General features: G+C 69.9%; 19 protein-coding genes. 15 read left to right on the top strand and 4 right to left on the bottom strand.

All coding sequences use genetic code 11. From position 1 onward, the window contains the following. Positions 1-144 precede the first annotated feature (144 nt). Complete coding sequence (locus ABD156_RS20355) at positions 145-1,539, top strand: OFA family MFS transporter (protein WP_344275630.1); 1,395 nt, start codon at positions 145-147, stop codon at positions 1,537-1,539. A gap of 67 nt (positions 1,540-1,606) precedes the next feature. Here the strand turns inward: ABD156_RS20355 and ABD156_RS20350 are convergent, their stop codons facing one another. Beyond that, on the bottom strand, positions 1,607-2,341 hold the full coding sequence (locus ABD156_RS20350; RefSeq protein ID WP_344275627.1) for a GntR family transcriptional regulator: 735 nt from the start codon (positions 2,339-2,341) through the stop codon (positions 1,607-1,609). A 680-nt stretch (positions 2,342-3,021) separates the two neighbouring features. Between ABD156_RS20350 and ABD156_RS20345 the strand changes: the two genes are divergently transcribed. From ABD156_RS20345 to gcl, 7 genes are all read left to right on the top strand, one after another. Continuing rightward, on the top strand, positions 3,022-4,029 hold the full coding sequence (locus ABD156_RS20345) for a pyridoxamine 5'-phosphate oxidase family protein (protein WP_344275624.1): 1,008 nt from the start codon (positions 3,022-3,024) through the stop codon (positions 4,027-4,029). A gap of 270 nt (positions 4,030-4,299) precedes the next feature. After that, a complete protein-coding gene (locus ABD156_RS20340; protein ID WP_344275621.1) occupies positions 4,300-5,487 on the top strand; it encodes a cupin domain-containing protein in 1,188 nt (395 codons plus the stop codon). A 296-nt stretch (positions 5,488-5,783) separates the two neighbouring features. After that, on the top strand, positions 5,784-6,731 hold the full coding sequence (locus ABD156_RS20335) for a ferredoxin family protein (protein WP_344275618.1): 948 nt from the start codon (positions 5,784-5,786) through the stop codon (positions 6,729-6,731). Between the two features lie 401 nt (positions 6,732-7,132). Beyond that, positions 7,133-8,119 (top strand): 2-dehydropantoate 2-reductase, encoded by a 987-nt coding sequence (locus ABD156_RS20330; RefSeq protein WP_344275615.1) that lies wholly within the window; start codon positions 7,133-7,135, stop codon positions 8,117-8,119. A gap of 255 nt (positions 8,120-8,374) precedes the next feature. Beyond that, positions 8,375-9,199 carry a hydroxypyruvate isomerase family protein gene (locus ABD156_RS20325; protein WP_344275612.1) on the top strand — a complete coding sequence of 275 codons (825 nt, stop codon included), beginning with the start codon at positions 8,375-8,377 and terminating at the stop codon, positions 9,197-9,199. Next, on the top strand, positions 9,199-10,089 hold the full coding sequence (locus ABD156_RS20320; protein WP_344275609.1) for a 2-hydroxy-3-oxopropionate reductase: 891 nt from the start codon (positions 9,199-9,201) through the stop codon (positions 10,087-10,089). Before ABD156_RS20325 ends, ABD156_RS20320 begins: the two co-directional genes overlap by 1 nt. A gap of 2 nt (positions 10,090-10,091) precedes the next feature. After that, entirely contained in the window at positions 10,092-11,786 is a 1,695-nt protein-coding gene (gene gcl / locus ABD156_RS20315; protein WP_344275606.1) for a glyoxylate carboligase, read from the top strand. A gap of 45 nt (positions 11,787-11,831) precedes the next feature. Here gcl and ABD156_RS20310 read toward each other — a convergent pair whose 3' ends face one another. After that, on the bottom strand, positions 11,832-12,638 hold the full coding sequence (locus ABD156_RS20310) for a helix-turn-helix transcriptional regulator (RefSeq protein ID WP_344275603.1): 807 nt from the start codon (positions 12,636-12,638) through the stop codon (positions 11,832-11,834). Between the two features lie 44 nt (positions 12,639-12,682). On the opposite strand from ABD156_RS20310, the gene cmtR reads away from it, so the two are divergent. The 3 genes from cmtR to ABD156_RS20295 all read left to right on the top strand — a co-directional run bounded on the left by cmtR (position 12,683) and on the right by ABD156_RS20295 (position 14,718). Continuing rightward, positions 12,683-13,015 carry a Cd(II)/Pb(II)-sensing metalloregulatory transcriptional regulator CmtR gene (cmtR, locus tag ABD156_RS20305; RefSeq protein WP_344275600.1) on the top strand — a complete coding sequence of 111 codons (333 nt, stop codon included), beginning with the start codon at positions 12,683-12,685 and terminating at the stop codon, positions 13,013-13,015. Continuing rightward, positions 13,012-13,695: a cation efflux transmembrane domain-containing protein gene (locus tag ABD156_RS20300; protein WP_344275597.1), complete on the top strand. Its 684-nt coding sequence runs from the start codon at positions 13,012-13,014 to the stop codon at positions 13,693-13,695. The genes cmtR and ABD156_RS20300 overlap by 4 nt, the downstream gene beginning before the upstream one ends. A gap of 282 nt (positions 13,696-13,977) precedes the next feature. Further along, positions 13,978-14,718 (top strand): SDR family oxidoreductase, encoded by a 741-nt coding sequence (locus ABD156_RS20295; RefSeq protein WP_344275594.1) that lies wholly within the window; start codon positions 13,978-13,980, stop codon positions 14,716-14,718. A gap of 297 nt (positions 14,719-15,015) precedes the next feature. Here ABD156_RS20295 and ABD156_RS20290 read toward each other — a convergent pair whose 3' ends face one another. Further along, the gene (locus ABD156_RS20290) at positions 15,016-15,651 is read right to left on the bottom strand and encodes a hypothetical protein (RefSeq protein ID WP_344275591.1); all 636 of its coding nucleotides are present in this window, start codon (positions 15,649-15,651) and stop codon (positions 15,016-15,018) included. A gap of 442 nt (positions 15,652-16,093) precedes the next feature. Between ABD156_RS20290 and ABD156_RS20285 the strand changes: the two genes are divergently transcribed. From ABD156_RS20285 to ABD156_RS20275, 3 genes are all read left to right on the top strand, one after another. After that, on the top strand, positions 16,094-16,705 hold the full coding sequence (locus ABD156_RS20285) for an RNA polymerase sigma factor (protein ID WP_344275587.1): 612 nt from the start codon (positions 16,094-16,096) through the stop codon (positions 16,703-16,705). Beyond that, complete coding sequence (locus ABD156_RS20280; RefSeq protein WP_344275584.1) at positions 16,698-17,888, top strand: CU044_5270 family protein; 1,191 nt, start codon at positions 16,698-16,700, stop codon at positions 17,886-17,888. Before ABD156_RS20285 ends, ABD156_RS20280 begins: the two co-directional genes overlap by 8 nt. Before the next feature lie 90 nt (positions 17,889-17,978). Continuing rightward, positions 17,979-21,707, top strand: coding sequence for a S8 family peptidase (locus ABD156_RS20275; protein ID WP_344275581.1), 3,729 nt, complete (start codon positions 17,979-17,981; stop codon positions 21,705-21,707). A 188-nt stretch (positions 21,708-21,895) separates the two neighbouring features. On the opposite strand, the gene ABD156_RS20270 is transcribed toward ABD156_RS20275, so the two are convergent. Continuing rightward, positions 21,896-22,354 (bottom strand): single-stranded DNA-binding protein, encoded by a 459-nt coding sequence (locus tag ABD156_RS20270; RefSeq protein ID WP_344275578.1) that lies wholly within the window; start codon positions 22,352-22,354, stop codon positions 21,896-21,898. Between the two features lie 637 nt (positions 22,355-22,991). Here ABD156_RS20270 and ABD156_RS20265 point away from each other — a divergent pair. Next, positions 22,992-25,289: a glycoside hydrolase family 15 protein gene (locus tag ABD156_RS20265; RefSeq protein ID WP_344275575.1), complete on the top strand. Its 2,298-nt coding sequence runs from the start codon at positions 22,992-22,994 to the stop codon at positions 25,287-25,289. Positions 25,290-25,307: the final 18 nt, after the last annotated feature.

Raw genomic sequence — 25,307 nt, 5'->3', positions numbered from 1 at the left:
GTACGTTGCCCGACACCTAACCGCTGGTCAGCGGAGTGCGGCGAGGAAGGGAAGCCGGGACGCGCGGTCGTGTCCCGGCTCGGGGGAAGAACGGAGACAGCCCGGCACGGGAACCGAAGTCAACGGTGACGAAAGAGAATTCTCATGACCGCAGCCCAACCGACATACCAGGAGATCGTCGACGAAAACGGGCGGACGTACCGGATCGGGGAGAGCCCCCGGGACCTGATGGGCCGGTCCCGCAGCTGGATGGTCTGGCTGCCGTGGGTGGCCATGATGGCGGTGAGCGTGTTCGAATACGGCTGGGGAGCCGTCGAGGGAACGCTCGAAGAGAAATACGGCTGGTCGTTGTCGGACGCGTTCTGGCTGGCCAGCATCTGGGCCGTGTTCCAGGCCGGGGTCGCTTTCCCGGCCGGGCGGCTGCGGGAGAAGAACATCGTGTCGGCGAAAACGGCGATGCTGGCCGGCGCGGTGTGTTCCGGGATCGGCTACTTCTCCATCGCGCACAGCGGAAACCTGGTGGTGGCGTTCATCGGGTATTCGGTGCTGGGCGGAATCGGCGCCGGGCTGGTGTACGCGACGTGCATCAATATGGTCGGCAAATGGTATCCGGAGAAACGCGGCGCTCGCACCGGGTTCGTGAACGGCGGGTTCGCTTACGGTTCGGTGCCGTTCATTTACCTGTTCAGCGCTTTTCTCGGACATGAGAACGTGACGATCACGCTCGACGCGATCGGCCTGTACATGCTCGTAGTGGTCGGGCTGTGCGGTTTCCTGTTCAAGGACCCGCCGAAGAACTGGTGGCCCGCCGAGGTCGACCCGATCGCCTGGCTGAAGGGCAGCGCGGCGGGCAAGGCGAAGAGCCTGGCCAAGAACCCGCCCGCGGTGCGCCAGTTCACGCCGATGGAAGCGATCCGCACCGGCATGCTTCCGCTGATGTGGGTCACGCTCGTGGTGATCGGCGGCGTTTCGTTGTTCGGGATCAATTTCCAGGTCGATTTCGCCAAGGAAAGCCAGTTCGGCGCGTTTGTAGCGGCGTCCTCGGCGGGAATCCTGGCGATCGTTAACGGGGTGGGCCGTGGAATCGTCGGCTGGGCGTCCGACCGGATCGGGCGCAAAGCGACGTTGTTCTGGGTGCTGGTGATCGCGGCGCTCGCGCAATTCGGCGTGCTGTGGTCGGGCAAGACGCACAGTTTGTTCTGGTTCATGGTGTTCGCGGTGCTGACCGGTTTCGGCAGCGGCGCGTTCTATCCGCTGTTCGCCGCGCTGGTACCGGATTACTTCGGCGAAAACCACAACGCGACCAACTACGGCATCGTCTACAGCGCGAAACTGGTGGGCGGTGTCGGAGGCGGCGGCTTGGCAGCCGGGGTGATCGCCGCGTGGGGCTACACCGGTGCGTACGTGCTGGCCGGGTGCATCGCGTTGCTGTCCGCGGTGATGACGCTGTTCTTGCGCCAGCCTGGGCGTTCCGGGCGTGGCGCAACGGAAAAGGCGGGCAAGCAGATCGCCCGAACCGCTCCGGCGGCCGGCAGCTGAGCGCCCCGCTGGTCCGGGAGCGACGGGACGGCTGGCATCCGCCCCGTCGCTCCCAGACCGCTGCGCTTTACTCCGACGCGCCGGGCCGTTCGTGGAACGCCCGGCGCGTGCGTTCGGTGTGCTGCGCCATGATTTTTTCGGCCTTGTCGACGTTGTGCGCGGCGATCGCCTCGATCAGCGCGGCGTGCTCCTGCCACGCGTCGCGCCCGCGGGGCCGCGCGATCGGCGTGTAGTACCAGCGCACGCGGCGGTCGACCAGGCCGATCAGCTCGGACAGGACCGCGTTGCCGGTCAGCTCGGTGATGTAGGAATGCAGGTCGGCATTCGCCGCGACGAGCCGCTCGCCGTCGTCCGCGGCGAGGGCCTTCATGCCGACGTCCTGCAGCTCCCACAAGCGCTTGATGTCCTCGTCGGTCGCGCAAGCAGCGGCCAGCCGCGCGGAATGGGTCTCGAGGACCGCGCGGACGCCGAGCAACTGGTCGGCTTCTTCATCGGTGGGCAGGTGCACGAACGCGCCCTGCGCCGGCCGGAGGTCGACCCAGCCTTCGCTCTGCAGCCGTTGCAGCGCCTCGCGCACCGGCTGGCGGCTGACCCCGAGGTATTCGGCGAGATCGGCCTCGACGAGATGCTGCCCGGGTTCGAGCGTGCGGTTGATGATCAGCTCGGCCAGCGCGTCGTACACGACCTGCCGCAACGGCGCGGGCCGCTCCACCCGGCTGCCGCTCTTGCCGGCAAGCGACCCTTTCGCCGTCCGGCGGCCGGTAGGCCCGCGTTCGGGCAGGGGGGAAACGGACTCGGTCACGGTGCACCTCGGGTGGTGGGATCTGCGGCGGGATTCGAGGAACTCAGTTTTCAGGATACAGGTTTTGGTATGCAAAATCCCGGGATTCTGGATCGGGTGTGCGATGTTCCGCCGGAAGTGGATGGGCGGGTGGTGACGGAGGCGGATGGACGGCTGGTGGCCTCGGGCCAGGCCAGGCCAGGCCAGGCCAGGCCAGGCCAGGCCAGGCCAGGCCAGGCCAGGCCAGGCCAGGCCGGGCAGGGCAGGGCAGGGCAGGCCCGGCCAGGACTGGGCAGGGCAGAACGGGGCGGGACAGGGCAGGGCAGGGCAGAACGGGACGGGGCGGGAGCACCGGAAGCCGACGTGGGACGGTCCTGGCGTGGGACGGGCTGGCGCGGGGCGGCTGGGCCTCGTGGCCATGGAGGGGGTCGACGCTGAAGGTGCCGCCCTCTCTGCAGCGGAGAGAGTTCCACGAAGCCGGTCGCCAGTGACTGGCGGTGGAGCGAGGCCCGCCGCCTGCGCCTGGCGGTGAAGTGGACTCTCCGTCAACTGGCAGGCGACGTGCTCGGCGGCGGGGTGAACCCAACTCGGTCCGGCTGTCGCCCGCGTCCGGCAGCGGGTCAATCCCACGCTGGCTGTCCGCGGAAGCGTCGGCGGCAAGCACCCCGCAGCCCGCCAGTGAATTAGGCTAACCTAACTCCATGGGGATCATCCGTGCGGTGCCGGACCTGGAACGCGTCGTGGGCGAACGGCCGCTGCCGGTCATGATGAAGTCGATCGACCACCTCGACCCGCATTGCCGCACGTTGCTCCGCCACAGTCCCGCCGGTGCGCTCGGCTACGTCGACGCCGGGGGTCGGCAGCGGGCCGAGATGGTCGGCGGGACTCCCGGGTTCGCGAAGCCAGAGACCGAGTCGCGGCTGAAACTCCCGGTTCCGTCGGACGCCGCGCCAGGCACCGGGGCCGCGCTGCTCGTGCTCATCCCGGGATGGCGCGAGACCTTGCGGATCAACGGAACTCTCGCCGAGGACGGGCTTCTCGTCGAGGAAGCGTTCCTGCACTGCGGCAAAGCGGTGATCCGCTCGAACCTGTGGGGTCCAACCGCGACCCAGGACACCGACGTCGTCGAGGAGGGCTCGGCGATCGGGCCCGCGGCGGCTGCTTTCCTTGCTGCCTCGCCCTTCGCGGTGATCACGTCGCGGGACGGCTCGGGGCGCGCGGACGCCAGTCCCAAGGGCGATCCTCCCGGAGTGGCCCGGATGATCGGACCGGCGACGGTCGTCCTCGCGGATCGGCCGGGCAACCGGCGCACCGACACGTTCCACAATGTCGTCGAGCGTCCTGAGGTGGCTGTAGTGGCCGTCGTCCCCGGGGACTCCCGCACCGTGGAGATCACCGGGAAGGCGTTCATCAGGACGGAGTCCGCGCTGCGCGAGTCGATGACCGAGCGCAATCGCACTCCGAAAACGGTGCTGAAGGTGGAAATCGAGACCGTCCGGCTCGCGCGGAACGCCGCGGTGCTCGCAGCCGGATTGTGGGACGCCTCCCGGCACGTCGACCCGGCTGACCTGCCGCGTTCGTCGACGATCTGGACCGACCACCTCAAGCTGAACGAGACCGCCGGCGAGGCCGCGAACCTGGTGCGCACGGGGGTGAACGAGCAGCAGCTGCGAGCCGGTCTCGAACTGGACTACCAGCAGAATCTGTGACGCGCCAAGGCTGCCGAGGGTGGTCGCGGGACCGGGGAAGATAACTCAAATGACTGATGTCCGCCTCGGCGATCTCCCGTAGCGTGAGGCGGGCCCAGTCGTCGACGTTGCGAGGTCCGGATGGCTCAAGAACGCATGACAACCGACACCGACGCGGCCGCCAGCGGCCTGCTGCTGAGCGTGGAACCGCTGACCGCCGCGGTCGACCGCGGCAAGGCCAACGGAGCCGTGGCCGACAACGACGGCAACGACTAGCCGTTGTCCCGCTCCATGACGGAGATTCCCGGACTGGCCGGCCTCGTGGCACCGCTCGAGGCCGGCCAGTTCTTCGCAGAGGTCCTCGGCAAGGAGCCGCGGCGGTTTCCGGGGGAGAAGGGGCGGTTCGCGTCGCTGCTCCCGTGGCCGGAGCTGGACCGGGTGCTGCGCCAGCACCGGCTGGAGTTCCCCCGGCTGCGGCTCGCGCGCGACGGCGACGTCGTCCCCGCCCACACCTACACCGAAATGGTCTCGACCCGGCGCAACGGCCAGGTCCCGCGCGTGCTTTCGGCACCGTTCGCCGAGCACCTGCGCGCCGGCGCGACGCTCGTGCTCGACTCGGTCAACGAACTGGTCGACGAGGTCGGCGAGCTGGCGGGCAGACTCGAACACGACTTGCGCGAGCGCATCCAGGTCAACCTCTACGCCGGCTGGGGCACCACGCACGGCTTCGACGTGCACTGGGACGACCACGACGCGTTCATCATCCAGCTCTCCGGGCGCAAGCGGTGGCGGCTGCACGGCGTCACCCGGCGTTCGCCGCTGCAGCGGGACGTCGAGCTTCCGGAACGTCCGGAGGGCGAGCCGCACGACGACTTCCTGCTGGAGGACGGCGACGTCCTCTACCTGCCGCGCGGGCATTGGCACGACGTGTCCGCCGTCGGCGAGGAGTCCCTGCATCTGACGATCGGGTTCAACGCCGCCACCGGCGTGGACCTCGTGGCGTGGCTGGCCGACCAGCTGCGGTCCGACGAACTCTTCCGCGAAGACCTGCCCCGGTTCGCCGGTCCGGACGCGCGGGCCGAGCGGGCCGAAGCGCTGCGCGGTCGGTTGGCGGAGCTGGCGGCGGGCGACGTGGTCGACCGGTTCCTCGCCGACCGGGATGCCCAGGCTCCGGCCCAGACCCGCGTCGGCCTGCCATGGGCGGCGACGGCGGAGCTGCTGCCGCCGGACGACGACTTCGAGGTCCGGCTGCTCGTCCCGCGCGCCGCGCTGGCGGACGGCGAGGGCACGGTGGCCCTGGTCGGGGCGGGGAAGCGGCTGGTCTTCGCGGAGGCCGCGCGGCCGGTGCTCGCTGCGCTGCTGGGGTGCGCGCCGCAGCCGTTCAAGGTGCTTGTCGACGCCGCGCCGGGAGTGCCTGCGGCGACGGTGCGGGCGTTGTTGGGGGAGTTGGTGGTGCAGGGACTGGTGGCTCGGGCTTGAGCCGGGTTTTCTCCGGGCGCACGCTGGCGATGGCGGGTGCGCTCTCGGGGGAGTTGGTGGCGCAGGGACTGGCGGCTCGGGCTTGAGCCGGGACTTTTCCGGGAGGGCCCTCGAGGAAGTAGTTGCGCAGGGCACGGTGGCCGAAGCGTGTTCGGTGTGCTCCCGGCGACGGGCTCTTGGGCGAACCTGCCGCCTCGCCCGCCGTTCGGGGGCCGAGCACTGCCCGATCGAGTGATGTCGCGCGCCGGGGACGGTCGCCTCGGAGGGGCACGGCGAGCGGTCAGCTATACTTAGGCATGCCTAAGCCCGACGTGCGGCACTCGGGCCCGGGAATCTGCTTCCCGGGCCGGAATGCCGCGCCCGGATGCGCCGCGCTGACTCGCGAGCTCGGTGGCGAGCCTGCCGGGACCGCTGCGCGCATGACGTCCTGGTTGCTGGTCGAGCAGCCAGGTTCGTGGGGTCCGGACGCGCTCGAAGAGGTGCTGGCCGCCGTATTTCCCGCCGAGCGTCTCGACGCCGCGCGCGCCGCCGGCCTTCGTCCGCTGCTGATCCGGAAGCCGGGGCGGCACGTGCGGGAACCCGGCGCTCCGCGTGCGGTTTACGTGGCCAGCGGGCTGCCCGGGAACCGTTGGACGGAACGGCTCGACGTCGCTGATCTGGACGAACTCGCGCACCTCGACCTCGAAGCGGTCGCCGCCGGACGGCGCGGGCACGGCGAACCGGTGTCCGGTCCGCTCTTTCTCGTGTGCACGCACGGCAGCAAGGACATGTGCTGCGCGGTTTTCGGCCGCCCGCTGGTGGCCAGCTTGGCGCAGAACCATCCCGGGCGGGTGTGGGAGGTCAGCCACGTCGGCGGGGACCGCTGGGCAGGCAACCTCCTGACCGTGCCCGACGGGTACCTCCACGGCAGCCTCGCGGTTCCCGAAGCCGAACTGGTGGCGAAGGAGGCGCTCGGCGGCAACGTCCGGTTCGAGAACCTGCGCGGTCGCACCTCGGCGGAGAGCGCGTGGTCGCAGTTCGCCGAGATCGAGGTCCGGGGCCGCACCGGTCTGCGCGGACTCGACGCGGTGCTGGCCGTCGCTGAGGAATCCCGGGACGAGGGCCGGAGCGTGCTCGTGGAAGCGGGCGGGCGGCGGTACGAGGTGGTGGTGCGCCGGAGGGCTCCGACGACCTCCGGGCACAGCCGGTGCACTGCGCGGCTGGTGCTGTCCGGGTTCGTGGCGGAGTCTGTGCGCGAGGTCTGACGTCGCTGGCTGGACCGTTCGGCTCAGCAGTTTCCCTTGAGCCACGGGCAGATTGACAGGCCAGTCGACGACTTTGAGCGAGGCCGTTGCGCGAACCTCGAGCAGGTTGGCGGAATGATCTGACCGCGCCATCCCGCCGGAGTGACTGCGGGAGTCCTTCCCTGCAGTACCGGACAGCTGTGCGTCACCACGGCGGCCCCTGCGTCCCCACAGCGTCCTCGCAACGCCACGGCGGCCCCTGTGTCACCACTTCCTCGTCGCATCGCCACGGCCGTCCTTACGGCACCACAAGCCGCCCCTGCGTCATCGCCGCTTCCGATAACCAAAGCCTGGCCCCGCATCCACCACGCGGGATACTGTATGCAATCTAACGTCAGCAGGATCCGGACCGGGAGGCAACCATGCGGGTGGCGGTTCTGGGCGCGGGAGCGATCGGCGCGTACGTCGGCGCGGCCCTCCATCGCGGCGGCACCGAAGTCCACCTCGTGGCGCGCGGAGCGCACCTCGCTGCGATGGCGGCGGACGGGGTGCGCGTCCTGAGCCCGCGCGGCGACTTCACGGCGCGTCCGCACGTCACCTCGGACCCGCGCGACATCGGGCCGGTCGACTACGTTTTCCTTGGCCTCAAAGCACATTCGTACCCGGACTGCGGCGAACTTCTGGAGCCTCTCCTCCACGAGAACACCGCGCTCGTCGCGGCGCAGAACGGCATTCCGTGGTGGTATTTCCACGGATTGACCGGCCATCCGCTGGCCGGACATCGCGTCGAGGCGGTCGATCCCGGCGGGGCGACCAGCCGTGTGCTCGCCGTCGAGCGGGCGATCGGCTGTGTCGTCTACTGCTCGACCGTGATCGAGGAGCCGGGCGTCATCCGGCATCTTGAGGGCACGCGGTTCTCCCTCGGCGAGCCGTCCGGCGAAACTTCCGCCCGCTGCCGGAACCTCGCCGACGCGATGGTCGCGGGCGGACTCAAGGCCCCGGTCGAGTCGAGGCTGCGCGACGACATCTGGGTCAAGCTGATGGGCAACGTCGCGTTCAATCCGCTGTCCGCGCTCACCCGGGCGACCATGGCGCAGATGTGCGAGCACGACGAGACCCGTGCGCTCGTCGCCGAGATGATGGCCGAAACCCTCGCGATCGCCCGGGCCGCGGGCGCGGATCCGCAGGTCTCGGTGGAGAAGCGGATCGACGGCGCGTGGCGGGTCGGGCACCACAAGACGTCCATGCTCCAGGATCTGGAAGCGGGCAAACCGCTGGAGATCGACGCGATCGTCGGCGCGGTCGTCGAAATCGCGGACCTGACCGGCGTCCGGGCTCCCGCCTTGCGGCACGTCCACGCCGCGATCGGGCTGCTCAATCGCACGAGCACGCCGATTTCAGTCGGCTGAAACGAGAATCAACGAAAAGTCTACTGTGGACTCAGATATGACCACTGTGGACAGTTGGTCTTGAATCCTCTCTCCGCGGCACGCGCGTGACCAGCGTCGGGTGACGCTCCTGTGGATCTTGCCGCCCCCGCGCGCCGGGGAAACCTGCCCGTCGACCGTTGACCGAAGCCTCCGCGTCCAGCTATTCTCGAACTACGGAAGAAAACTTCCACAAAGCGAAATTAGCTGATCGAGATGTGAGGAGCCGAGGTACTCATGACCGGTCCCGCCGGGGAGCGGCACTCGCTGCCCTACACCGCCAACCTGTCGATCCTGTTCACCGAACTCCCGCTGCTCGAGCGCGCACAGGCCGCTCGGGCAGCGGGCTTCACCAAGGTGGAGTACTGGTGGCCGTTCGACAGCGCCGACCCGTCCGGAACCGACGTCGACCGGTTCGCGCGGTCGGTCGAGGAGGCGGGCGTCCAGCTGACCGGGCTGAACTTCTACGCGGGCGACATGGCCGCGGGCGAGCGCGGGCTCGTGTCGTGGGTCGGCCGCGAGGCGGAGTTCGCGACGAGCCTGACGGTCGCGCTCGGGCTCGCCGAACGGCTCGGCTGCCGCAGCTTCAACGCGCTGTACGGCAACCGGATCGACGGGGTCGCACCGTCCGAACAGGACGATCTGGCCCGCACGCACCTCGCGACCGCGGCGAAAGCGGCCGAGGGCATCGGCGCGCAGCTGGTGCTCGAACCGCTGTCCGGCACCCCGGCGTACCCGCTGAAGACCGCGGCCGACGCGGTCGCGGTGCTCGACGAGCTGGGCCTGGACAACGTCCGGCTGCTCGCGGACCTCTACCACCTGGCGGTCAACGGCGACGACCTCGACACCGTGATCGCCCGCCACACCCCGCGCACCGGGCACGTGCAGATCGCCGACGCGCCGGGCCGGCACCAGCCGGGCACGGGGGAGCTGGATCTCGAAGGACATCTGGAAAAGCTGCAGGCGGCGGGCTACGCCGGACCGGTGGGCATCGAATACAAACCGGACGGTTCCACTGTGGACTCGCTGACCTGGCTGCCGTACGAGCGAAGGGGAAACTGATGAGCAGGATCGGGTTCATCGGACTGGGCGTGATGGGCACGCCGATGGCCGCGCACCTGGCCGCCGCCGGACACGAGGTGAGCGGGTTCGACCTCAACGCCGACGCGCTGGCCAAACTGGAAGCCGCGGGCGGCCGCGCTGCGAAGGACGTCGCCGACGCGGTGTCCGGGGCCGAGGTCGTGATCACCATGCTGCCGAACCACCCGCAGGTCGAGCAGGTCGTGCTCGCCCCCGGGGGCGTGCTCGACACGATCGCGCCCGGCACGCTGCTGGCCGACATGAGCACCATCCGGCCGGAGACGTCGATCGAGGTCGCGAAAGCCGGTGCGGCCAAGGGGATCCGCGTGCTGGACGCGCCGGTGTCCGGCGGCCAGGCCGGAGCCGAGCAGGCCGCACTGTCCATTATGGTCGGCGGCGACGAGGCCGATTTCGCCGCGGCGAAGCCGGTGTTCGACGCGCTCGGCAAGACCGTGGTGCACGTCGGCCCGCACGGCGCGGGCCAGGTCGTGAAGGCGGCCAACCAACTGGTGGTGGGCGGGATCTACGGGCTGGTCGCGGAGGCGATCGTGCTGCTGGAAGCGTCCGGAGTGGACGCGGGCACCGGGCTCGACGTGCTGGCGGGCGGTCTCGCCGGGAGCCGGATCCTGGAATTGAAACGGAAGTCGATGGTCGAGCGGCGGTTCGAGCCGGGCTTCCGGATCGACCTGCACCACAAGGACATGGGCATCGCGCTCGCCGCGGCGCGGCAGTCCGACGTGGCGCTCCCGCTCACCGGCCTGGTCGCGCAGCTGGTCGCGGCCGGGCGGGCGATGGGCTACGGCTCGCTGGACCACTCCGCGCTGCTGAAGGTCGTCGAAGAACTGTCCGGCCGCTCGTCCGAGGAGGTTTGACCATGGCCCGAGTCCCCGCTATGCAGGCAGTCGTCGACGTGCTGGTCGACGAAGGGATCGACGTCGCCTTCGGCTGCCCGGGAGCGGCGATCCTGCCGCTGTACGACGCGATGCAGGGCCGCGGCATCGACCATCTCGTGGTCCGCCACGAAGAAGGCGCGACGCACATGGCCGACGGTTGGGCGCGCACGACCGGCAACGTCGGCGTCGCGATCGGCACGTCCGGTCCGGCGGGCACCAACATGATCACCGGCCTCTACACCGCGCACGCGGACTCCGTCCCGATCCTGTGCATCACCGGGCAGGCCGCGACGACGAAGCTGCACCAGGAGGCGTTCCAGGCGGTCGACATCGTCGAGATCGCGCGGCCGGTCACGAAGTGGGCGGTCCAGGTGAAGGAAGCCGCGCAGCTGCCGTGGATCTTCCGCGAGGCGTTTCGGATCGCGAGGTCCGGACGTCCCGGCCCGGTGCTCATCGACCTGCCGATCGACGTGCAGAAGCAGATGATCGAGTGGGATTCGTCGATCGATTCGGCGCTGCCGGTCAGCACGGTCAAGCCGTCGCCGGCGCGCGTCGAGCGGGCGCTGGACATGCTGCTCGCCGCCGAACGCCCGCTGATCCTGGCCGGCGGCGGCGTCGTGCTCGGCGAGGCGAGCGACCCGCTGCGGCGGCTCGCGGAACGGCTCGGCGTCCCGGTCGGCGTCACGCTGATGGGCAAGGGCAGTTTCCCCGAGGACCACGAGCTGTTCGCCGGCATGGCGGGCATCCAGACGTCGCAGCGCTGGGCCAACGCGGCGTTCCTGGAATCCGACCTGGTCCTGGCGCTGGGCGCGCGGTTCGGCGACCGGCACACCGGCGAGCTGTCGGTGTACCGAGGCGACCGGAAGTTCATCCACGTCGACATCGAGCCCACTCAGCTGGGCAAGGTGTTCGGACCGGATCTCGGCGTCGTGTCGCATACGCGGGAGTTCCTGGAAGCGCTGCTGGCGGAGCTCGACGCGCGCACCGCTCCGGCGCGGGACCGCGCGTGGGTCAAGCGGCTCGGCGACCTCAAGGCCGAGCTGCCGCGCAAGGAGGACTTCGACTGCACGCCGATCAAGGCGCCGCGGGTGTTCAAGGAACTCAACGAGTTCTACGGACCGGAGACCTATTTCGTCACCGCGATCGGGCTGTACCAGATCTGGTCCGGGCAGTTCCAGCGCGCGCACCTGCCTCGGCACTACCAGGTGTGCGGCCAGGCAGGGCCGCTCGGCTGGGAGATCCCGGCGGCGATCGGCGTCAAGAAGGCCCGGCCGGACGCGGAGGTCGTCGGCGTGGTCGGCGACTACTCGTTCCAGTTCCTGGTGGAGGAGCTGGCGGTCGCCGCACAGTACGACGTCGGGTTCGTGCTGGTCATGCTCAACAACGAGTACCTGGGCCTGATCCGCCAGTCCGAGCTGCCGTACGAGATGAACTACCAGGTCGACATCCACTACGACGACCACGGCACGGACAACGTGAAGATCATGGAGGCCTACGGCTGCTCCGGCACGCGCGTCGAGGACCCGGGCGAGATCCGGTCGTCGCTCGAATGGGCGCGCAAGGAAGCCGAACGCACCCGGCGGCCGGTGCTGGTCGAAATCATGATCGAACGCGAGGGCAACGCCGCGATGGGCGCCGCACTGGACGCGGTGCGAGAGTTCGAAGCGGCCGACTGACGGGAGCCGGGCCGGGGCGTGCGCGCTCCGGCCCGGTTTCTGGTGTCATCGCGCGGGAATCAGGTCTGCCAGCGAGGCGAGTGCCTCGGCGTCGCGGGTGCCGGGGGTCGCGTGGAAGACCACCAGCTGCAGGGTCGCCGGGCCGGGGATGTCCAGTTTGTCGCTGTGCAGATCGAGGTCTCCGGCTGCTGGGTGGCGGAAGCGGACGAGGTGGCCGGTCCTCGGTTTGACGTCGTGCTGGGCCCAGAGAGCGCGGAATTCTTCGCTGCTGGAGGTCAGCCCGGCGATGACTTCGGCGGCGGCCGGGTCGGCGATATTCGGGCCGAGAGCGGCGCGCAAACCGGCGACGCCATCGGCGGCCATCTGCTCCCAGTCGCGGCGGAGGTCTCGCTCGGCCGGGTCGAGGAAGACCGCGCGGAGCAGGTTCCGGCCGACCGCGTAGTTCGGCGAAACCGCTGCTGCGACGGGATTCGCTGCGAGGACGTTGGTGAGGCGGTCCTGGACGTACGCCGGATTCGTCGGCCAAGTCGAGATCAATTCGACGATGCTCGCGGGCACGTGCGGTTCGACTTGGCTCGGCTGCGTCGGGGCGGCGAGCTGATGCAGGTGTCGGCGGGAGGGTTCGTCGAGGCCGAGTGCCCGGGCAAGCGCGTCGAGGACCTGGGCGGACGGGTTCTGGTCGCGTCCCTGTTCCAGCCGGATGTAGTAGTCGCTGCTGATTCCCGCCAGGAGCGCGAGTTCCTCGCGGCGCAGTCCTTGGACGCGACGCCGTCCGCTGTCCGGCAGCCCGACGTCGGCAGGCGAGATCCGTTCGCGGCGGGCGCGGAGGAAGTCGCCGAGGAGGTTGTCCACTTCGCCAGTGTATTTGATTCAGTGGAAGCTGTACTGTTGCGGTTGTGCTGATCTCTGAGACTCGCGAACTGGCGCTCGCCCGGCTCGGCCGGGCGCTGGCGGATCCGACGCGCTGCCGGATTCTCGTGGCGCTGCTGGACGGTGTCGTGTACCCGGCGCAGTTGGCTTCGCAGCTGGAGTTGAGCAGGTCGAACGTCTCGAATCATCTCGCGTGCCTTCGCGGGTGTGGGCTGGTGATCGCGACGTATGAGGGGCGGCAGGTCCGGTACGCGATCGCCGATCCGCATCTCGCGCATGCGTTGTCGGAGCTGACGCAGGTCGTTTTGGCTGTCGCGCCGACGGATGCGTGCGACGAGGAATCGCGGGCCGTTCGATGACTGAGAACTGCCCGGACTGTCGCTCGGAGGTGTTGGGCGGCGAGCCCTTGTCGCTGGCCAGTTGCGGGTCGCGCCCCGCAGTGGATGCGGCGCGGCGGGCGGTCCTGCAGCGGCGAGTGCGGTGGCTGGTGGCCGGGACGATCACGTACAACGTGGTCGAGGCGATCGTCGCGGTGTCGGCCGGGACGATCGCGTCCTCGTCGGCGCTCGTCGCGTTCGGGCTCGACTCGGTGGCCGAGGTGCTGTCCGCGGTCGCGGTGGCGTGGCAGTTCGCCAGCGCGGATCCGGAGCGTCGGGAACGGGTCGCGCTGCGGGTGATCGCGGTGTCGTTCTTCCTGCTGGCGGCTTACGTCACGGTCGATTCGGTGCGGTCGCTGTTCGGCGGCGGCGAGGCCTCGCATTCGACAGCGGGGATCGTGCTTGCCGCCGTGTCCTTGGTTGTGATGCCGGTGCTTTCGAGCGCGCAACGCCGGGCCGGGCGGGAACTCGGGTCCGCGAGCGCGGTCGCCGATTCGAAGCAAACGCTCCTCTGCACTTACCTTTCCGGGGTGCTGCTGGTCGGGTTGCTGGTGAATGCGCTGTTTGGTTGGTACTGGGCGGATCCCGTCGCGGCATTGGTGATCGCGGCCGTCGCGGTGCGCGAGGGGCTTGAGGCCTGGCGGGGCGAGCACTGCTGCTGATCGCGGGTCATGCGGCGTTGGACGGCGCGCAAAGTCATGGCGAAGGCGATGAACACGCCGATCAGCGTCAGTGCGGCAGCTAGGTCGCTCACCTGCGGGCCTTTCTCCGGTGGTCGTTCGGGCCGGTTGAGCATGACGTGGCGCGGGGCCGGATTTCGGCGGCGCTCACGCTTCCTTGACTGCGCTCCGGCCGATGTTGATGCCGCCGATGCTCGCTGGCGTATGCGGACACGTGTCCGGTAAGCTTGCGGACACGTGTCCATTTAGGTGTCAGGGGTGGGAATGTCTGTGCTGGCTGGGAAAGTAGTCGCGATCACCGGTGCCAGCAGCGGAATCGGCGAGGCGACCGGTCGGCTGCTGGCGGCACGGGGCGCGGCGGTGGTCCTTGGCGCGCGCCGCGAGGATCGGCTCGCCGCGCTGGTGAAGGAAATCCGCGACGGAGGAGGTCGCGCGGTCGCGTGCGTCACCGACGTGACGCGCCGCGCGGACCTGGATCGGCTCGTGCAACGGGCGGTCGACGAGTTCGGCCGGCTCGACGTGCTGGTGGGCAACGCCGGGATCGCCAAGCTGGGACCGGTGGCGGACGCCGACGTCGAGGGCTGGTCGGCGATGATCGACGTCAACGTGCGCGGGGTGCTGCACGGGATCGCCGCCGCGCTGCCGGTTTTCCGGCGGCAGGGCCGGGGTCATCTGGTGACGACGGTGTCGACGGCCGGGCTGAAGATCGTTCCGGCGCAGGCGGTTTACGCGGGGACGAAGAACGCGGTGCGGACAATTCTGGAGGCGCTGCGGCAGGAATCGACGGACGGGGTTCTTCGCACGACGTCGGTGTCGCCGGGGTTCGTCCGGACGGAGCTGGCGGATTCGATCGACGACCCGGGGGAGCGGGAGGCGATTCGGCGGCGGGTCGAAGAGTTCGCGCTGGACCCGGCCGCGGTGGCGCGGGCGATCGGGTTCGCGATCGAGCAGCCGGACGACGTCGAGATCGGGGACATCACTATTCGGCCCGCGGTGCAGAACTAGCGGGCTCGGCAACGTTTTCGGCGGTCCTGGCGGTCGCGGGGGTCAGCGGTGGCGGTGGTGGCCGTGGCCGTGCCCGTGCCCGGTGGCCGTTCCGGCGGCGGTCGTGGCGGTCGGTGTTGGCCGTGTCCGGTGCCCGCGACTGGCAGCGGTTGCTGCGGTCGTGGCTGTCGGTGGTGCGGCGGACCCGGCAGGCCGGGAAGAAGAGGGTGCTGTTCCTGGCCTGCCGGGCGCCGAAACCTCGGCGGGGTGCCGGAGCCTCGGCCGGGCGGCTGGTTCGGGCCGAGGCGGCGGGCGGGGTCAGAGGCAGGGCGGCTGGTAGCCGTCGATGAGCAGTTCGCGGAAGTCGAGCGTGTTGGGGGTCTTGCCGACGAAGACCAGGCCGCGGGCTTCGGTCAGCGCGGAGGCGAACGAGTACTGCGGCTGGCCCAGTTCGGGAAGCCAGGTCCACGCGTCGGCGTCGAAGGGGAAGAACTTGCGGACCAGTTGGCCCCCGGTCGAGGGGATGCGGGTGAGCCATTTGTCGCCGCCGCTCCAGTGGGAGGCGGGGCGCAGCTGGACGTAAAGGTCGTCGTCGGCGCTGTAGGTCAGCCAGAATCCGGACGAATGGCCGAGGTCGGCTTGTGCGTCGAACTGGTTGCCCAGCCAGACTACGGCGACGTGCCATTCGTTGTTCTGGAAGACGACCTTCGCCGCGTAGCCGTCGCCTTCGGGGACGAGGAGGCTGCCGGTGGGCGGGACGGTCGTTCCTTCGCCGCTGGCCAGCCACTTCTGCAGCCGGTTGATCGACGGGGTGCTGCATTCGTCTTGCACGCTGACGCCGGGGTGCCCGGCGGGAGCGGCCTGCGCGGCTGGCGCGGAGAGCGGAGCCAGCAGCAGTACGGAAATCGCGGCGAGGACTGGGATTCCGGCCTTGGTCCGGCGGGATGCGGGCATGGATCGGAAGCTACCAGCGGGATTTCCGGCCGGTCAGGGCCGATAGTCGGCTTTCGGTCAGTGGTATGGACCTTTGCGGGAAAGGACCAGACCACCCGCGGGGTTTGGCGGGGATCGAGGCATGCGGCCGGTTGACGCCGGGACCTGCGCGCGCGGCGGCGACGGTCCGGCTTGCTGAGGCCGGGGACGGAAACTAGGCGCGGTCCCTCGCGGGGAAGGCCGGGTCGGCTGCCGGGCACGGTCTCTCGTGGCGGAGGCCAGGGTCGGCTGCCAGATGCGATCTCTTGTGGCGGCTGCCGGGCACGGGTCTCTTGTGGCGGAGGCCGGGGCGACCAGGCGCGGTCTCTCGTGGCGAACAGGCCGGGCCGGTTGTCGGCGGCCCTGGGCCGTCGTGTCGCGGGGCCGGGATGAACACTTCCGGCGGCTCCGGCGAATATCCGATGTGACTAGGGCGGAGCGGTACGCCGCGGCGGGCGCGGCGGGCGGTGACGATCGACCGGACTTGTGCGGGCCCGACCTGCAGCCGATCTTCCAGAGCTTGTTCGACCGGCACGCCCGGGACGTGCGCCGATACCTTGCCAGCCGCGCCGGGCCCGTCGCGGCTGACGATCTGGTCGGCGAGACCTTCCTGATCGCGTTGCAGCGCCGGGCCAGCTACGACCCGGCACGGGCCAGCGCCCGCGCCTGGTTGTTCGGCATCGCGACGAACCTGCTGCGCCAGCATGCCAGGGCCGAGATCCGGTACCTGCGGATGACCGCCCGCGACCACGGCACGCCGGTCGCGCACGGTCATGCGGACCGGGTCGCCGACCAGGTCGACGCTCAGGTCAGGGTCCGGGAACTGGCCGCCGCGCTGGCCGGCCTCGCGCCGGGGGACCGGGACGTCCTGCTGCTGTCCAGCTGGGGAGAGCTGGACGCCAGCGAGATCGGTGCGGTCCTCGGCATTCCCGCGGGCACTGTCCGTTCCCGGCTGCATCGGGTCAGGCGGCTGCTTCGAGCCCGAGCCACGCCGAAGGCCCCGCCCAGTCTGGAAGGAGAGCGCGACGATGACTGAGAACAACGTCCGTCGCTTGTGGACGAACGACGAGCTGGACGAGGCACTGGCCTCGCTGCGCGCCGAGGAACCCACCGGCAGGCGGACCCTGGCCGCGGCCAACAACGCGCTGGTGAACGCCGTGCGGTCCCTCGAAGGAAAAAGCATCCCCGCGCCGGAAACGGCCCCGCTGACCGAGTTCAAGGGCAAGCCGGCGTCCCGGGCTGGGCGACGCTGGTGGATTAGCGCGGCCGCCGCGGCAGTGGTCATCGCTGTCGGCGTCACCGTGGTGACCAGCGGAGCCGACTCTTCGGGCCCGACTTCAGCGTCCGCGCCACGAGTGAAGTTCTTGTCGGTGAGGCAGGCGCTGAATACCGCCGCCGACAAGATCCACGTCATCGGCGAGACTCCCGTCCCGGCGGGCAAGTTCCGCTACGTCGCGACCCGCACCTGGCTCCTGTGGAACGACAGCCGGATCCCGGCCGCCTTTGCCGGCGAGCGGCTGACCGAGACCTGGCAGCCCAGCGACTTCGCCGGGCAATGGCTGCTCAAAACGGCGCCCACCGGCAGCCGGAAGTGGCTGATCGGCGACGAGCAAACGCTCAAGGCGGGCACCGAGAAGCTCAACGGAGGCCACGGCGCCGACCTCAGCGAGTACTGGCCGAGCGGCGAATGGCGCGCCGCGGGCGGAAAGTTCCCCGGCAAGGCCATGGCCATCGTCGGCCGGTCCGCCGACGAATGGGGCGCACCCACCGAACAGCGGCTGGCCGACCTGCCGCGCGACCCGCAGCAGCTGTACGACCTGATGGCGGCCGACCTCTCGGTGGTGAACAAACCCAAGCTCGGCGGGGTGCTGGACATCGCCGCGCAACTGCTCAAGACCGGCACCCTGCCGGCCGATCTCAAGGAGTCGCTGTACCGCGCGGTGGCGAAGATCCCCGGCCTCAAAGTGACCGAGCAGGTCGCCAACCTCGACGGCCGCACGGGCGTCGCGCTGGGCGTGGATCCCGTCGACGGCACCTTCCGCATGGAGATCATCGTCGACCCCGCCACCGGCGAATTCATCGGAGAACGCCGGACCCGGCTCAAGCGTGACGACAACGACATCACGACAGCGGGCATCAATCCCGGCACCGTGACCTTCTCCAGTTCGGTCCAGACCGCGGTCGCTGACGAGCAGGGAGTCGTCCCGCCCGGACAGTGACCCCGCCGTGTCACCTCCTGTTCTCGGCGAACCATCCGAAATTGCCCCGCTGCTCCGGCAAATCCGGCATCACCTCACCAGGGAGAACTGATGACACCACGGAGACGGTTGACCGCCGTCGCGCTGGCCACGGCCTGCGCGGCGGCGACCTTGACGGCCCTGCCCGGTCCGGCAGGCGCGGCCGGTGCACCGGCCGCGCCCGGGGACAGTGCCAGTCACCAGGTCACGTTGATCACCGGCGACCGGGTCAGCGCGCGCAAGGACGCGCGCGGCCACTGGTCGCTGGCCGTGCAGGACGACGCCCGCTCCGGGCACCCGCCGTACGTCCAGTTCGGCGCCCGGCACGGCGACCGCACCGACTCCTACCTGGTGCCCGCCTCAGCCATTCCTCTCCTCCAATCAGGTCGGCTAGACCAGGAACTCTTCAACGTCACCGGGTTGATCCGCCAGGGCTACGACGACGCCGCCACCGACACACTGCCCTTGCTGGCCGAGTACCCGGACGGTGTGGCCGCTCGCTCGGCCGCGCCGTCCGGTGCTCAGCGCGGCCGCAGCTTCGACGCACTGGGCTACTCCGAACTCGCCGAGTCCAAAAAGGACGCCAGGGGGTTCTGGGCCGGGCTGAGCGCGGCAGGACCGGCCGTGCTCTCGGGCGGGCCGAGCAAGATCTGGCTCAACCACCAGGTGCACGCCTCGCTGGACCAGAGCGTGCCGCAGATCGGCGCGCCCGCGGCCTGGCAGGCCGGGTACACCGGCAAGGGCGTCACCGTGGCCGTCCTGGACACCGGAGTGGACGCGGAGCATCCCGACCTGGCCGGAAAAGTCGCGCAGAGCAAGGACTTCAGCGGCAAGGGCAACGTGGTCGACGGCAACGGGCACGGCACGCACGTCGCCTCCATCATCACCGGTTCCGGCGCGGCATCGGGCGGCAAGTACAAAGGGGTCGCCCCGGACGCGCGGCTGGCCATCGGCAAGGTGATGAACGACGGCGGCTCGGGCCGCGAGTCCGACATCATGGCCGGCATGGAGTGGGCCGCGCGCGAGGCGAAGGCGAAGGTGGTGAACCTGAGCCTGGGCACCTATCCCACAGACGGCACCGATCCCAGCTCTCAGACGGTCAACAAGCTGAGCCGTCAGTACGGCACGCTGTTCGTGGTCGCGGCCGGCAACGCGGGCCAGGACGAGGGGGTGAGTTCCCCAGCGACGGCCGACGCCGCGCTGGCGGTGGGAAGCGTGACCAAATCCGATGCGCTGTCCCCGTTCTCCGACCGCGGCCCGCGCGTCGGCGACGGCGCGGTGAAGCCGGAGATCGGCGCGCCAGGCAGCGACATCGTGGCCGCGCGCGCCAAGGGGACCGCGCTGGGCGATCCGGTGGACGAGCACTACACGAGGCTCTCCGGCACCTCGATGGCCACGCCGCACACCGCGGGAGCGGCAGCCATCCTGGCCCAAGAGCACCCCGAATGGACCGGCGAGCAACTGAAGTCCGGGCTGGTCGGCGCGGCCAAGGAACTGCCGGGCATCGGAGTGGCCGCGATCGGCGGCGGCCGGCTCGACGCGGCAGCGGCGGTGACCCAGGTTGTCCAGTCCGAGCCCGCGACGGTGAACACTGTGGTGCATTGGTCGGACAAGCCCGGCAAGCGCACCGTCACCTACACGAACCCCGGTACCGCCGCGGTCACGCTCAACCTGGCCTTCAGCTTGGCGGACAAGCAGGGGCAGCCGCCCGCCACGAACCTGGCCAAGATCTCGGCGAACTCGGTCACCGTGCCCGCCGGCGGCAAGGCCGCCGTGGACATCACGTTCACCGCGAGGTCCGGCAAGCCCGGGACTTACGCAGGTCTGCTGCTGGCGGGCACCGCGGACGGCAAGACCCGGGTACGCACTCCGGTCGGAGTGAAGGACGAGCCGGAGCTGTACGACCTGTCGGCGAACCTGCTGGGCAGGGACGGCAAGGCTCCGGGCGAGCAGGACCTCCAAACCTCCGTCGCGGTGAACGTCCACACCGGACAGAATTTCCTGGGCTACGCGGGCAAGCCGATGCGGGTGCCGCCGGGGGAGTACACGCTGAGTGCGGGGCTCACGGCTCGCAAGCCGGGCGGGCCGCCGGAGATCACTGCGTTCGCCAACCCCGTCGTGAAGGTGGCTCGCGATACGAAGGTGTTCTTCGATGCCCGCCAGGCCAAGCCGGTTACGGTGCGCACGGACCAGACGGGAGCCCTCGACGGCGGACTGGGCGCCCGCTTGGAGACCCGCCCCGAGGGACCGCACGAGCCGGTGTCGCTCGGGCTGGCCGCCGGCGCGCAGTTCCAGCGGCTCTACGCCTATTCGACCCCGGGCGTGAGTTCGAAGTACTTCCGCTTCACCGAGGACGTGCAGCTCTACCAGCCGTGGATCGAACTCACCGCGGAAGGGACGCAACCGCTGGCGGTGGACGCGGGCTTCACCCGGTTCTCCGACAGCCCTCCGCCGTCCACTCAGCGGCTGGGCACCGTCTACGGCGGTGCCGGCACGCCGGCCGACCTGTCCAAAGTGGACGCCAAGGACAAGCTGGTGGTGCTGGACTTCCCGGACGGCATGCCCGTCGTCGAGGCAGGCAAGCGGATCGACAACGTCAAGGCGGCGGGCGGGCGGCTCGCGGCCTTCCGCCTCGTCGACCCCGTCGCCTCGGCCACACTGCTCGGCACCCTGCCCGAGAAGTGGTCGCTGCCGACCCTTCAGCTGGACGGCTACACCGGCGACCGCTACGTGGCACTGGCCAAGGCCGGCGGGCTGACCTCCTCGCTGACCACGCGGGACCGCAGCGATTACCAGTACGACCTGTACTACCCGTCGGCGGGCAGCATCCCCGCCGGCCTGACGCACGAGGCGAGGGCCGCGGACGTGGCCGCGGTGACCATGGCCTACCACGGCTACGCCAAGGAATTCCTCCCGATGGTGTACGCGATCGTGGTGGGTGCCGATGGGGAGGTCAACCGGGGCGGGGCGAGTACCGCGCCGCAGTCCGAGCAACGGCGTTACTTCACCCCGGGCGACTGGCGGCTCCAGGTGCAGGGCGTCGAGTTCACCGATGTCAGCGTCGCCGAGGGCGGCACCCTCGTCGAGGGACAGCGCACCCTCGCGGCGGGCAAGTCCTACCGCATCGACTGGAACACCGCTGTTATCGGCCCCTCCTTCACCGGGCCCACCGCGTCGGGCCGCCCGTGGGTGTCGCGGACCAAGGACTGGGCGCTCGACGTCACCGTGCCGGTGTTCTCCGACGCGGCCGGGCACAGCAGCAGCGCGGATTACCTGAACGGACTGGACCGAGGCACCACGTCGGCCTATCTCGACGGCCAGCTCCTCGGTGCCCAGAACTCTCCGGGCCGAGGTGTTTTCCAGGCCCCGGCGCGGTTCGGCACGTACCGGATCACCACTGAGGTGACCCGGGACAAGCCCTGGTGGCCGACGTCCACGAAGTTCAGCGGCGAGTGGACGGTCGCCCCGACGTTGTTCGAGGACGGCCCGCTGGGCATGCTCGCGGTCGGCTTCGCCCCGCCGGCGGACCTGCGCAACGTCGTGCCGGGCGGCAAGGAGATCAGCTTCCCGGTGACCGTGACCCGGCAGGATTCGCCGCCGAAGGTCACCGAGCTGACGGTAGAGATCTCCTACGACGGCGGCGCGACGTGGCAACCGGTGGAGCTGACCGCGGACGGTCCGAAGTGGACGGCCAAGGTCCGCAATCCGGCGAGCGGGTTCGCTTCGTTGCGGGCGAAGGCTGCCGACGACAAGGGCAATGCGGTGAGCCAGACGATTACCCGCGCCTATCAGATCGGTTGAGCGGTGCGGGGGTTTGCCGCGTCGGGCGAACCCCCGCACCCGGCCGCCGGTCGGGTGCGGAGAGGCCATCCGAGGCGTGCGGTGGCTTTCCGGTGCTGCAAGCGTGTCTGAGGCAGCGTTCCCTTCGGTTCGACATGTCGGTTGGCCGTATGGGCGACTGGGTCTCAGCTGGCCGCCACCGGTGCGAATCAGAATGGCGGCTCACCACCCGCGCCGATTCCGGCGGGCACCGGCGCGGCGCCCCAGTTTTCTCCGCTCAGCCCGCCGGTTTCGCCGCTGTTGCGGCTGACCTTGGTGACCCGGGCGGTGGCATACCGCAGCGACGGGCCGATCTCGTCCACCTGCAGTTCGACTACGGTGCGTTTCTCTCCTTCTTTGGTCTCGAATGACCGCTGGACCAGACGTCCGGTGACGAGCACCCTCGCGCCCCGGGTGAGGCTTTCGGCGACGTTTTCCGCTGCCTGCCGCCAGATGCTGCACCTGAGGAACAGCGCCTCGCCGTCCTTCCACTCGCCGGACTGCCGATCGAGTGTGCGGGGCGTTGACGCGACAGTGAAATTCGCGACCGCGGCTCCTGAGGGGGTGAACCGCAGTTCGGGGTCTGAGGTCAGGTTCCCGACCACGGTGATGACAGTTTCTCCGGCCATGATGAAGCTCCTTGGTCTTGTGCCGCCAAGTCCGTGGCGGCGAAGGCGACGATCGAGTGGACTCGATCAGTTTTCGTTTGTCGAAAGATGTGCGCGTTCAGTTGGGGTGAATGAGACCCATCTCGGGATCACTCACGTCGGGCACGGTTGGCGCCTGCGCTGCTGTCGAGCAGCGGCGGCGCCGCAGCTCGAAGACGTCGCGAAGCAGGTTCGGGCGATCGTCCTCCGCCGACGACGGGAACTCGGGCTGCCCATGCCGCCTGAACCTGGGCTCGACGGCGAGTCGGGCTGACCGGGCGGCGCAGTGGCGCCGGGTCTGTGCGGAGAAGCTCGCCGTCGTGCGAAATCGTGGGATTGGTGGTCCAGGAATCGAAGGGGGCTCGCGACGGGGAAGGTGAGCTCCGGCTCGGCGGCGAGGTTTCCGGTGCGGACGGTTTCTCCGGCCATGGTGACGCTCCTCTGTTCGGTGCGGGCCCGGGGCGGGCGCCGCTTCGGGAATCAGGAGACCATCCGGGTACGACAGTTTCCGGGGCTTCTCGGTCACTCCATCGGGTGGGACTTCCCTCGCGGCGACGGCGGAGCGGTTCCCACCGTTCGGCTGTTGTTCCGGGCGGAGGCGGCGGGCAGCATGAGCGGCATGGTCGGTGGGAAGTGGGGACGGGCGGCGGCGGTGGTCGCGGTCGTGGGGATTTCGGTGGCGGGACAGGGGATAGCGCCTGCCGAAGTGGGGGCGAAGCCCGGTTCGGCGGTGGACGGCAGAGCGGGCGGCAGCGGGCAAGGAGCGGCGCGGCCGGCGGCGGGAGGCACGCCGGGAGATTGCTGCGGCGGGCCGTCATCTTGGACAACTGGGGACAAATCCGCCCTCGGGACCGCCGCCGGGACGGCGAGCCCGTTGTGGTTCACGGTCGCGAAGGGCGTTACCTCCGAGGTGTTCTATCCGCGTGCGGACGTCGCCAACATGCAGGACATGCAGTACGTCGTCACCGACGGGAAGTCCTTTGTGGACCTGGAGCGCGACGCGACGGATCACGTTGTTTCGATGCCGGACGAGAAGGCGCTCGAATACACGATCACGAACACCGCCAAGAACGGTCGTTACCGCATCACCACGACGTACGTCACCGACGCTGGGCGGCCGACTCTCGTTACGCGGACCCGGTTTCAGTCGCTCGACGGCGGTCAGTATCAGGTTTACCTGCTGGCGAATCCGTCGATGGCGGGCGGTGCGGCGAACGACCTCGCGGCGTGGGACGGGACTGGGCTGACGGCCAGCGGGACGGAGGATCTGTTCGGGGCGAAGACAACGGTGGCGTCGGCGTTGCGGGCCTCGACGGGGTTCGTCGCGCATGACAACGGATATTCCGGCGCCGCGAGCGATTGCCTGGTAGACTTGCGGGCACATCAACGTATTGCGAATCAATTCGATTCCACCAATTCTGGCAATGTAGTCCAATGTGGACAGATCCCGGTCGGGCAGGACACGACGTTCTCGGTCGCGCTCGGGTACGGGAGCGACGCTCACGGCGCGGCGGCGGCCGCGGACGGGTCGCTGGCGAGCGGATTCGACAATCTGGAACAGGCGTATCGGCGCGGATGGGAGGAGTATGTCGGCAGCCTGAAGGCGGCGCCGGGCAGCGTGGCGGGCGACGAGCGGCAGCGGAGGGCGTATTACGTAGCGCTGATGGCGTTGCACGCGGCGGAGGACAAGACGCATCGCGGCGCGAGTGTCGCGGGGCTGGCCACGCCGTGGGGCGACGTCGTCAACGGTGACACGCTGGGCGACGGGTACCACCGCGTGTGGGGCCGGGATCTGTACCAGCAGGCGACCGGGCTGCTCGCGGCGGGCGACGCGGCGCAGGCCAAGCGGATGGCGCAATTCCTGTGGTCCTCGCAGTGGATTTCCGCGCCCACTCAAGGCGACGGGACGACGTATCCGGCCGGCGCGTTTCCCCGGTACAGCCCGGTGAGCGGGGTCCAAGGGGCGACGCCGCAGCAGCTCGGCTGTTGCGAGCAGCTCGACCAGGATTCCGACGCGATCGTCCTCGCCTGGACGACCGGGCTCACCGACGCGGCGACGTATGCGCGGGTCAAGGTGACGGCGGAGCACATCCGGACGAGCGGGCCCGCGACGACCGAGCGGTGGGAGGAGCAGTACGGGCGGTCGCCGTCGTCGATCGCGGCGGAGGTCGCCGGGCTGGTCACGGCCGGGGCGATCGCGCGGGCGAACGGCGATGCCGCGGCGGCGCAGCAGTGGGAGTCCACCGCGGACTCGTGGCGGGCGCAGCTCGACGGCTGGACGCGGACGACCTCCGGGTACTGGGGCGGCCACACCTATTACGAGCGGCTGGACAAGGGTACCGACCCGAACGACACCGGCCAGATCTGCTTCGACGAGGGGTGTTTCTACGAGCACGACGTGGTCGACTTCGGCTTCCTCGACCTGGTCCGGCTGGGCCTCCGCGCGCCGGCGGACCCGGCGGTCGCGGAGTCGGTGGCTCCGACCGCGGCGGCCCGCGACGGCAACGCGCCGATGCAGGTGACGACCCCGAACGGCGACATCTACTTCCACCGCTACCCGCACGACAACTACGGCGAGAGCACCACGGCCTGCACCGGCTGGCCGGCGAACGGGCCGCAGCGCTTCGGGCGGCTCTGGCCGGTCCTGTCCGGCGAGCGCGGCGAGTACGAGCTGGCCAACGGGCGTTCGGCGGCGGTGTATCTGAAGTCGATGGCGGACGCGGCGAACGACGGCTACTTCATTCCCGAGCAGGTGTGGGATCGCGCCGACGTCGCGTGCTTCGGGCTGGGCCGTCCGACCGGGAGCGCGGCGCCGTTGATGTGGGCGGAAGGCCAATACCTCCGGCTCGCGCAGAACATGGCCGCGGGGAAGAACCTCGAGACTCCGGAGGTGGTCCGGCAGCGCTACGGCGGCTGACCCGCCCGTTCGCGACGA

Source organism: Amycolatopsis albidoflavus (assembly GCF_039525725.1).
GTDB classification, from domain to species: Bacteria; Actinomycetota; Actinomycetes; order Mycobacteriales; family Pseudonocardiaceae; genus Amycolatopsis; species Amycolatopsis albidoflava.
This window is presented reverse-complemented; position numbering and strand designations above follow the sequence as displayed.

Coding starts and splice junctions, on each gene's coding strand:
- ABD156_RS20355 (WP_344275630.1), top strand. CDS start 145: ATGACCGCAGCCCAACCGACATACCAGGAGATCGTCGACGAAAACGGG.
- ABD156_RS20345 (WP_344275624.1), top strand. CDS start 3,022: ATGGGGATCATCCGTGCGGTGCCGGACCTGGAACGCGTCGTGGGCGAA.
- ABD156_RS20340 (WP_344275621.1), top strand. CDS start 4,300: ATGACGGAGATTCCCGGACTGGCCGGCCTCGTGGCACCGCTCGAGGCC.
- ABD156_RS20335 (WP_344275618.1), top strand. CDS start 5,784: ATGCCTAAGCCCGACGTGCGGCACTCGGGCCCGGGAATCTGCTTCCCG.
- ABD156_RS20330 (WP_344275615.1), top strand. CDS start 7,133: ATGCGGGTGGCGGTTCTGGGCGCGGGAGCGATCGGCGCGTACGTCGGC.
- ABD156_RS20325 (WP_344275612.1), top strand. CDS start 8,375: ATGACCGGTCCCGCCGGGGAGCGGCACTCGCTGCCCTACACCGCCAAC.
- ABD156_RS20320 (WP_344275609.1), top strand. CDS start 9,199: ATGAGCAGGATCGGGTTCATCGGACTGGGCGTGATGGGCACGCCGATG.
- gcl (WP_344275606.1), top strand. CDS start 10,092: ATGGCCCGAGTCCCCGCTATGCAGGCAGTCGTCGACGTGCTGGTCGAC.
- ABD156_RS20300 (WP_344275597.1), top strand. CDS start 13,012: ATGACTGAGAACTGCCCGGACTGTCGCTCGGAGGTGTTGGGCGGCGAG.
- ABD156_RS20295 (WP_344275594.1), top strand. CDS start 13,978: ATGTCTGTGCTGGCTGGGAAAGTAGTCGCGATCACCGGTGCCAGCAGC.
- ABD156_RS20290 (WP_344275591.1), bottom strand. CDS start 15,651: ATGCCCGCATCCCGCCGGACCAAGGCCGGAATCCCAGTCCTCGCCGCG.
- ABD156_RS20280 (WP_344275584.1), top strand. CDS start 16,698: ATGACTGAGAACAACGTCCGTCGCTTGTGGACGAACGACGAGCTGGAC.
- ABD156_RS20275 (WP_344275581.1), top strand. CDS start 17,979: ATGACACCACGGAGACGGTTGACCGCCGTCGCGCTGGCCACGGCCTGC.
- ABD156_RS20270 (WP_344275578.1), bottom strand. CDS start 22,354: ATGGCCGGAGAAACTGTCATCACCGTGGTCGGGAACCTGACCTCAGAC.
- ABD156_RS20265 (WP_344275575.1), top strand. CDS start 22,992: ATGGTCGGTGGGAAGTGGGGACGGGCGGCGGCGGTGGTCGCGGTCGTG.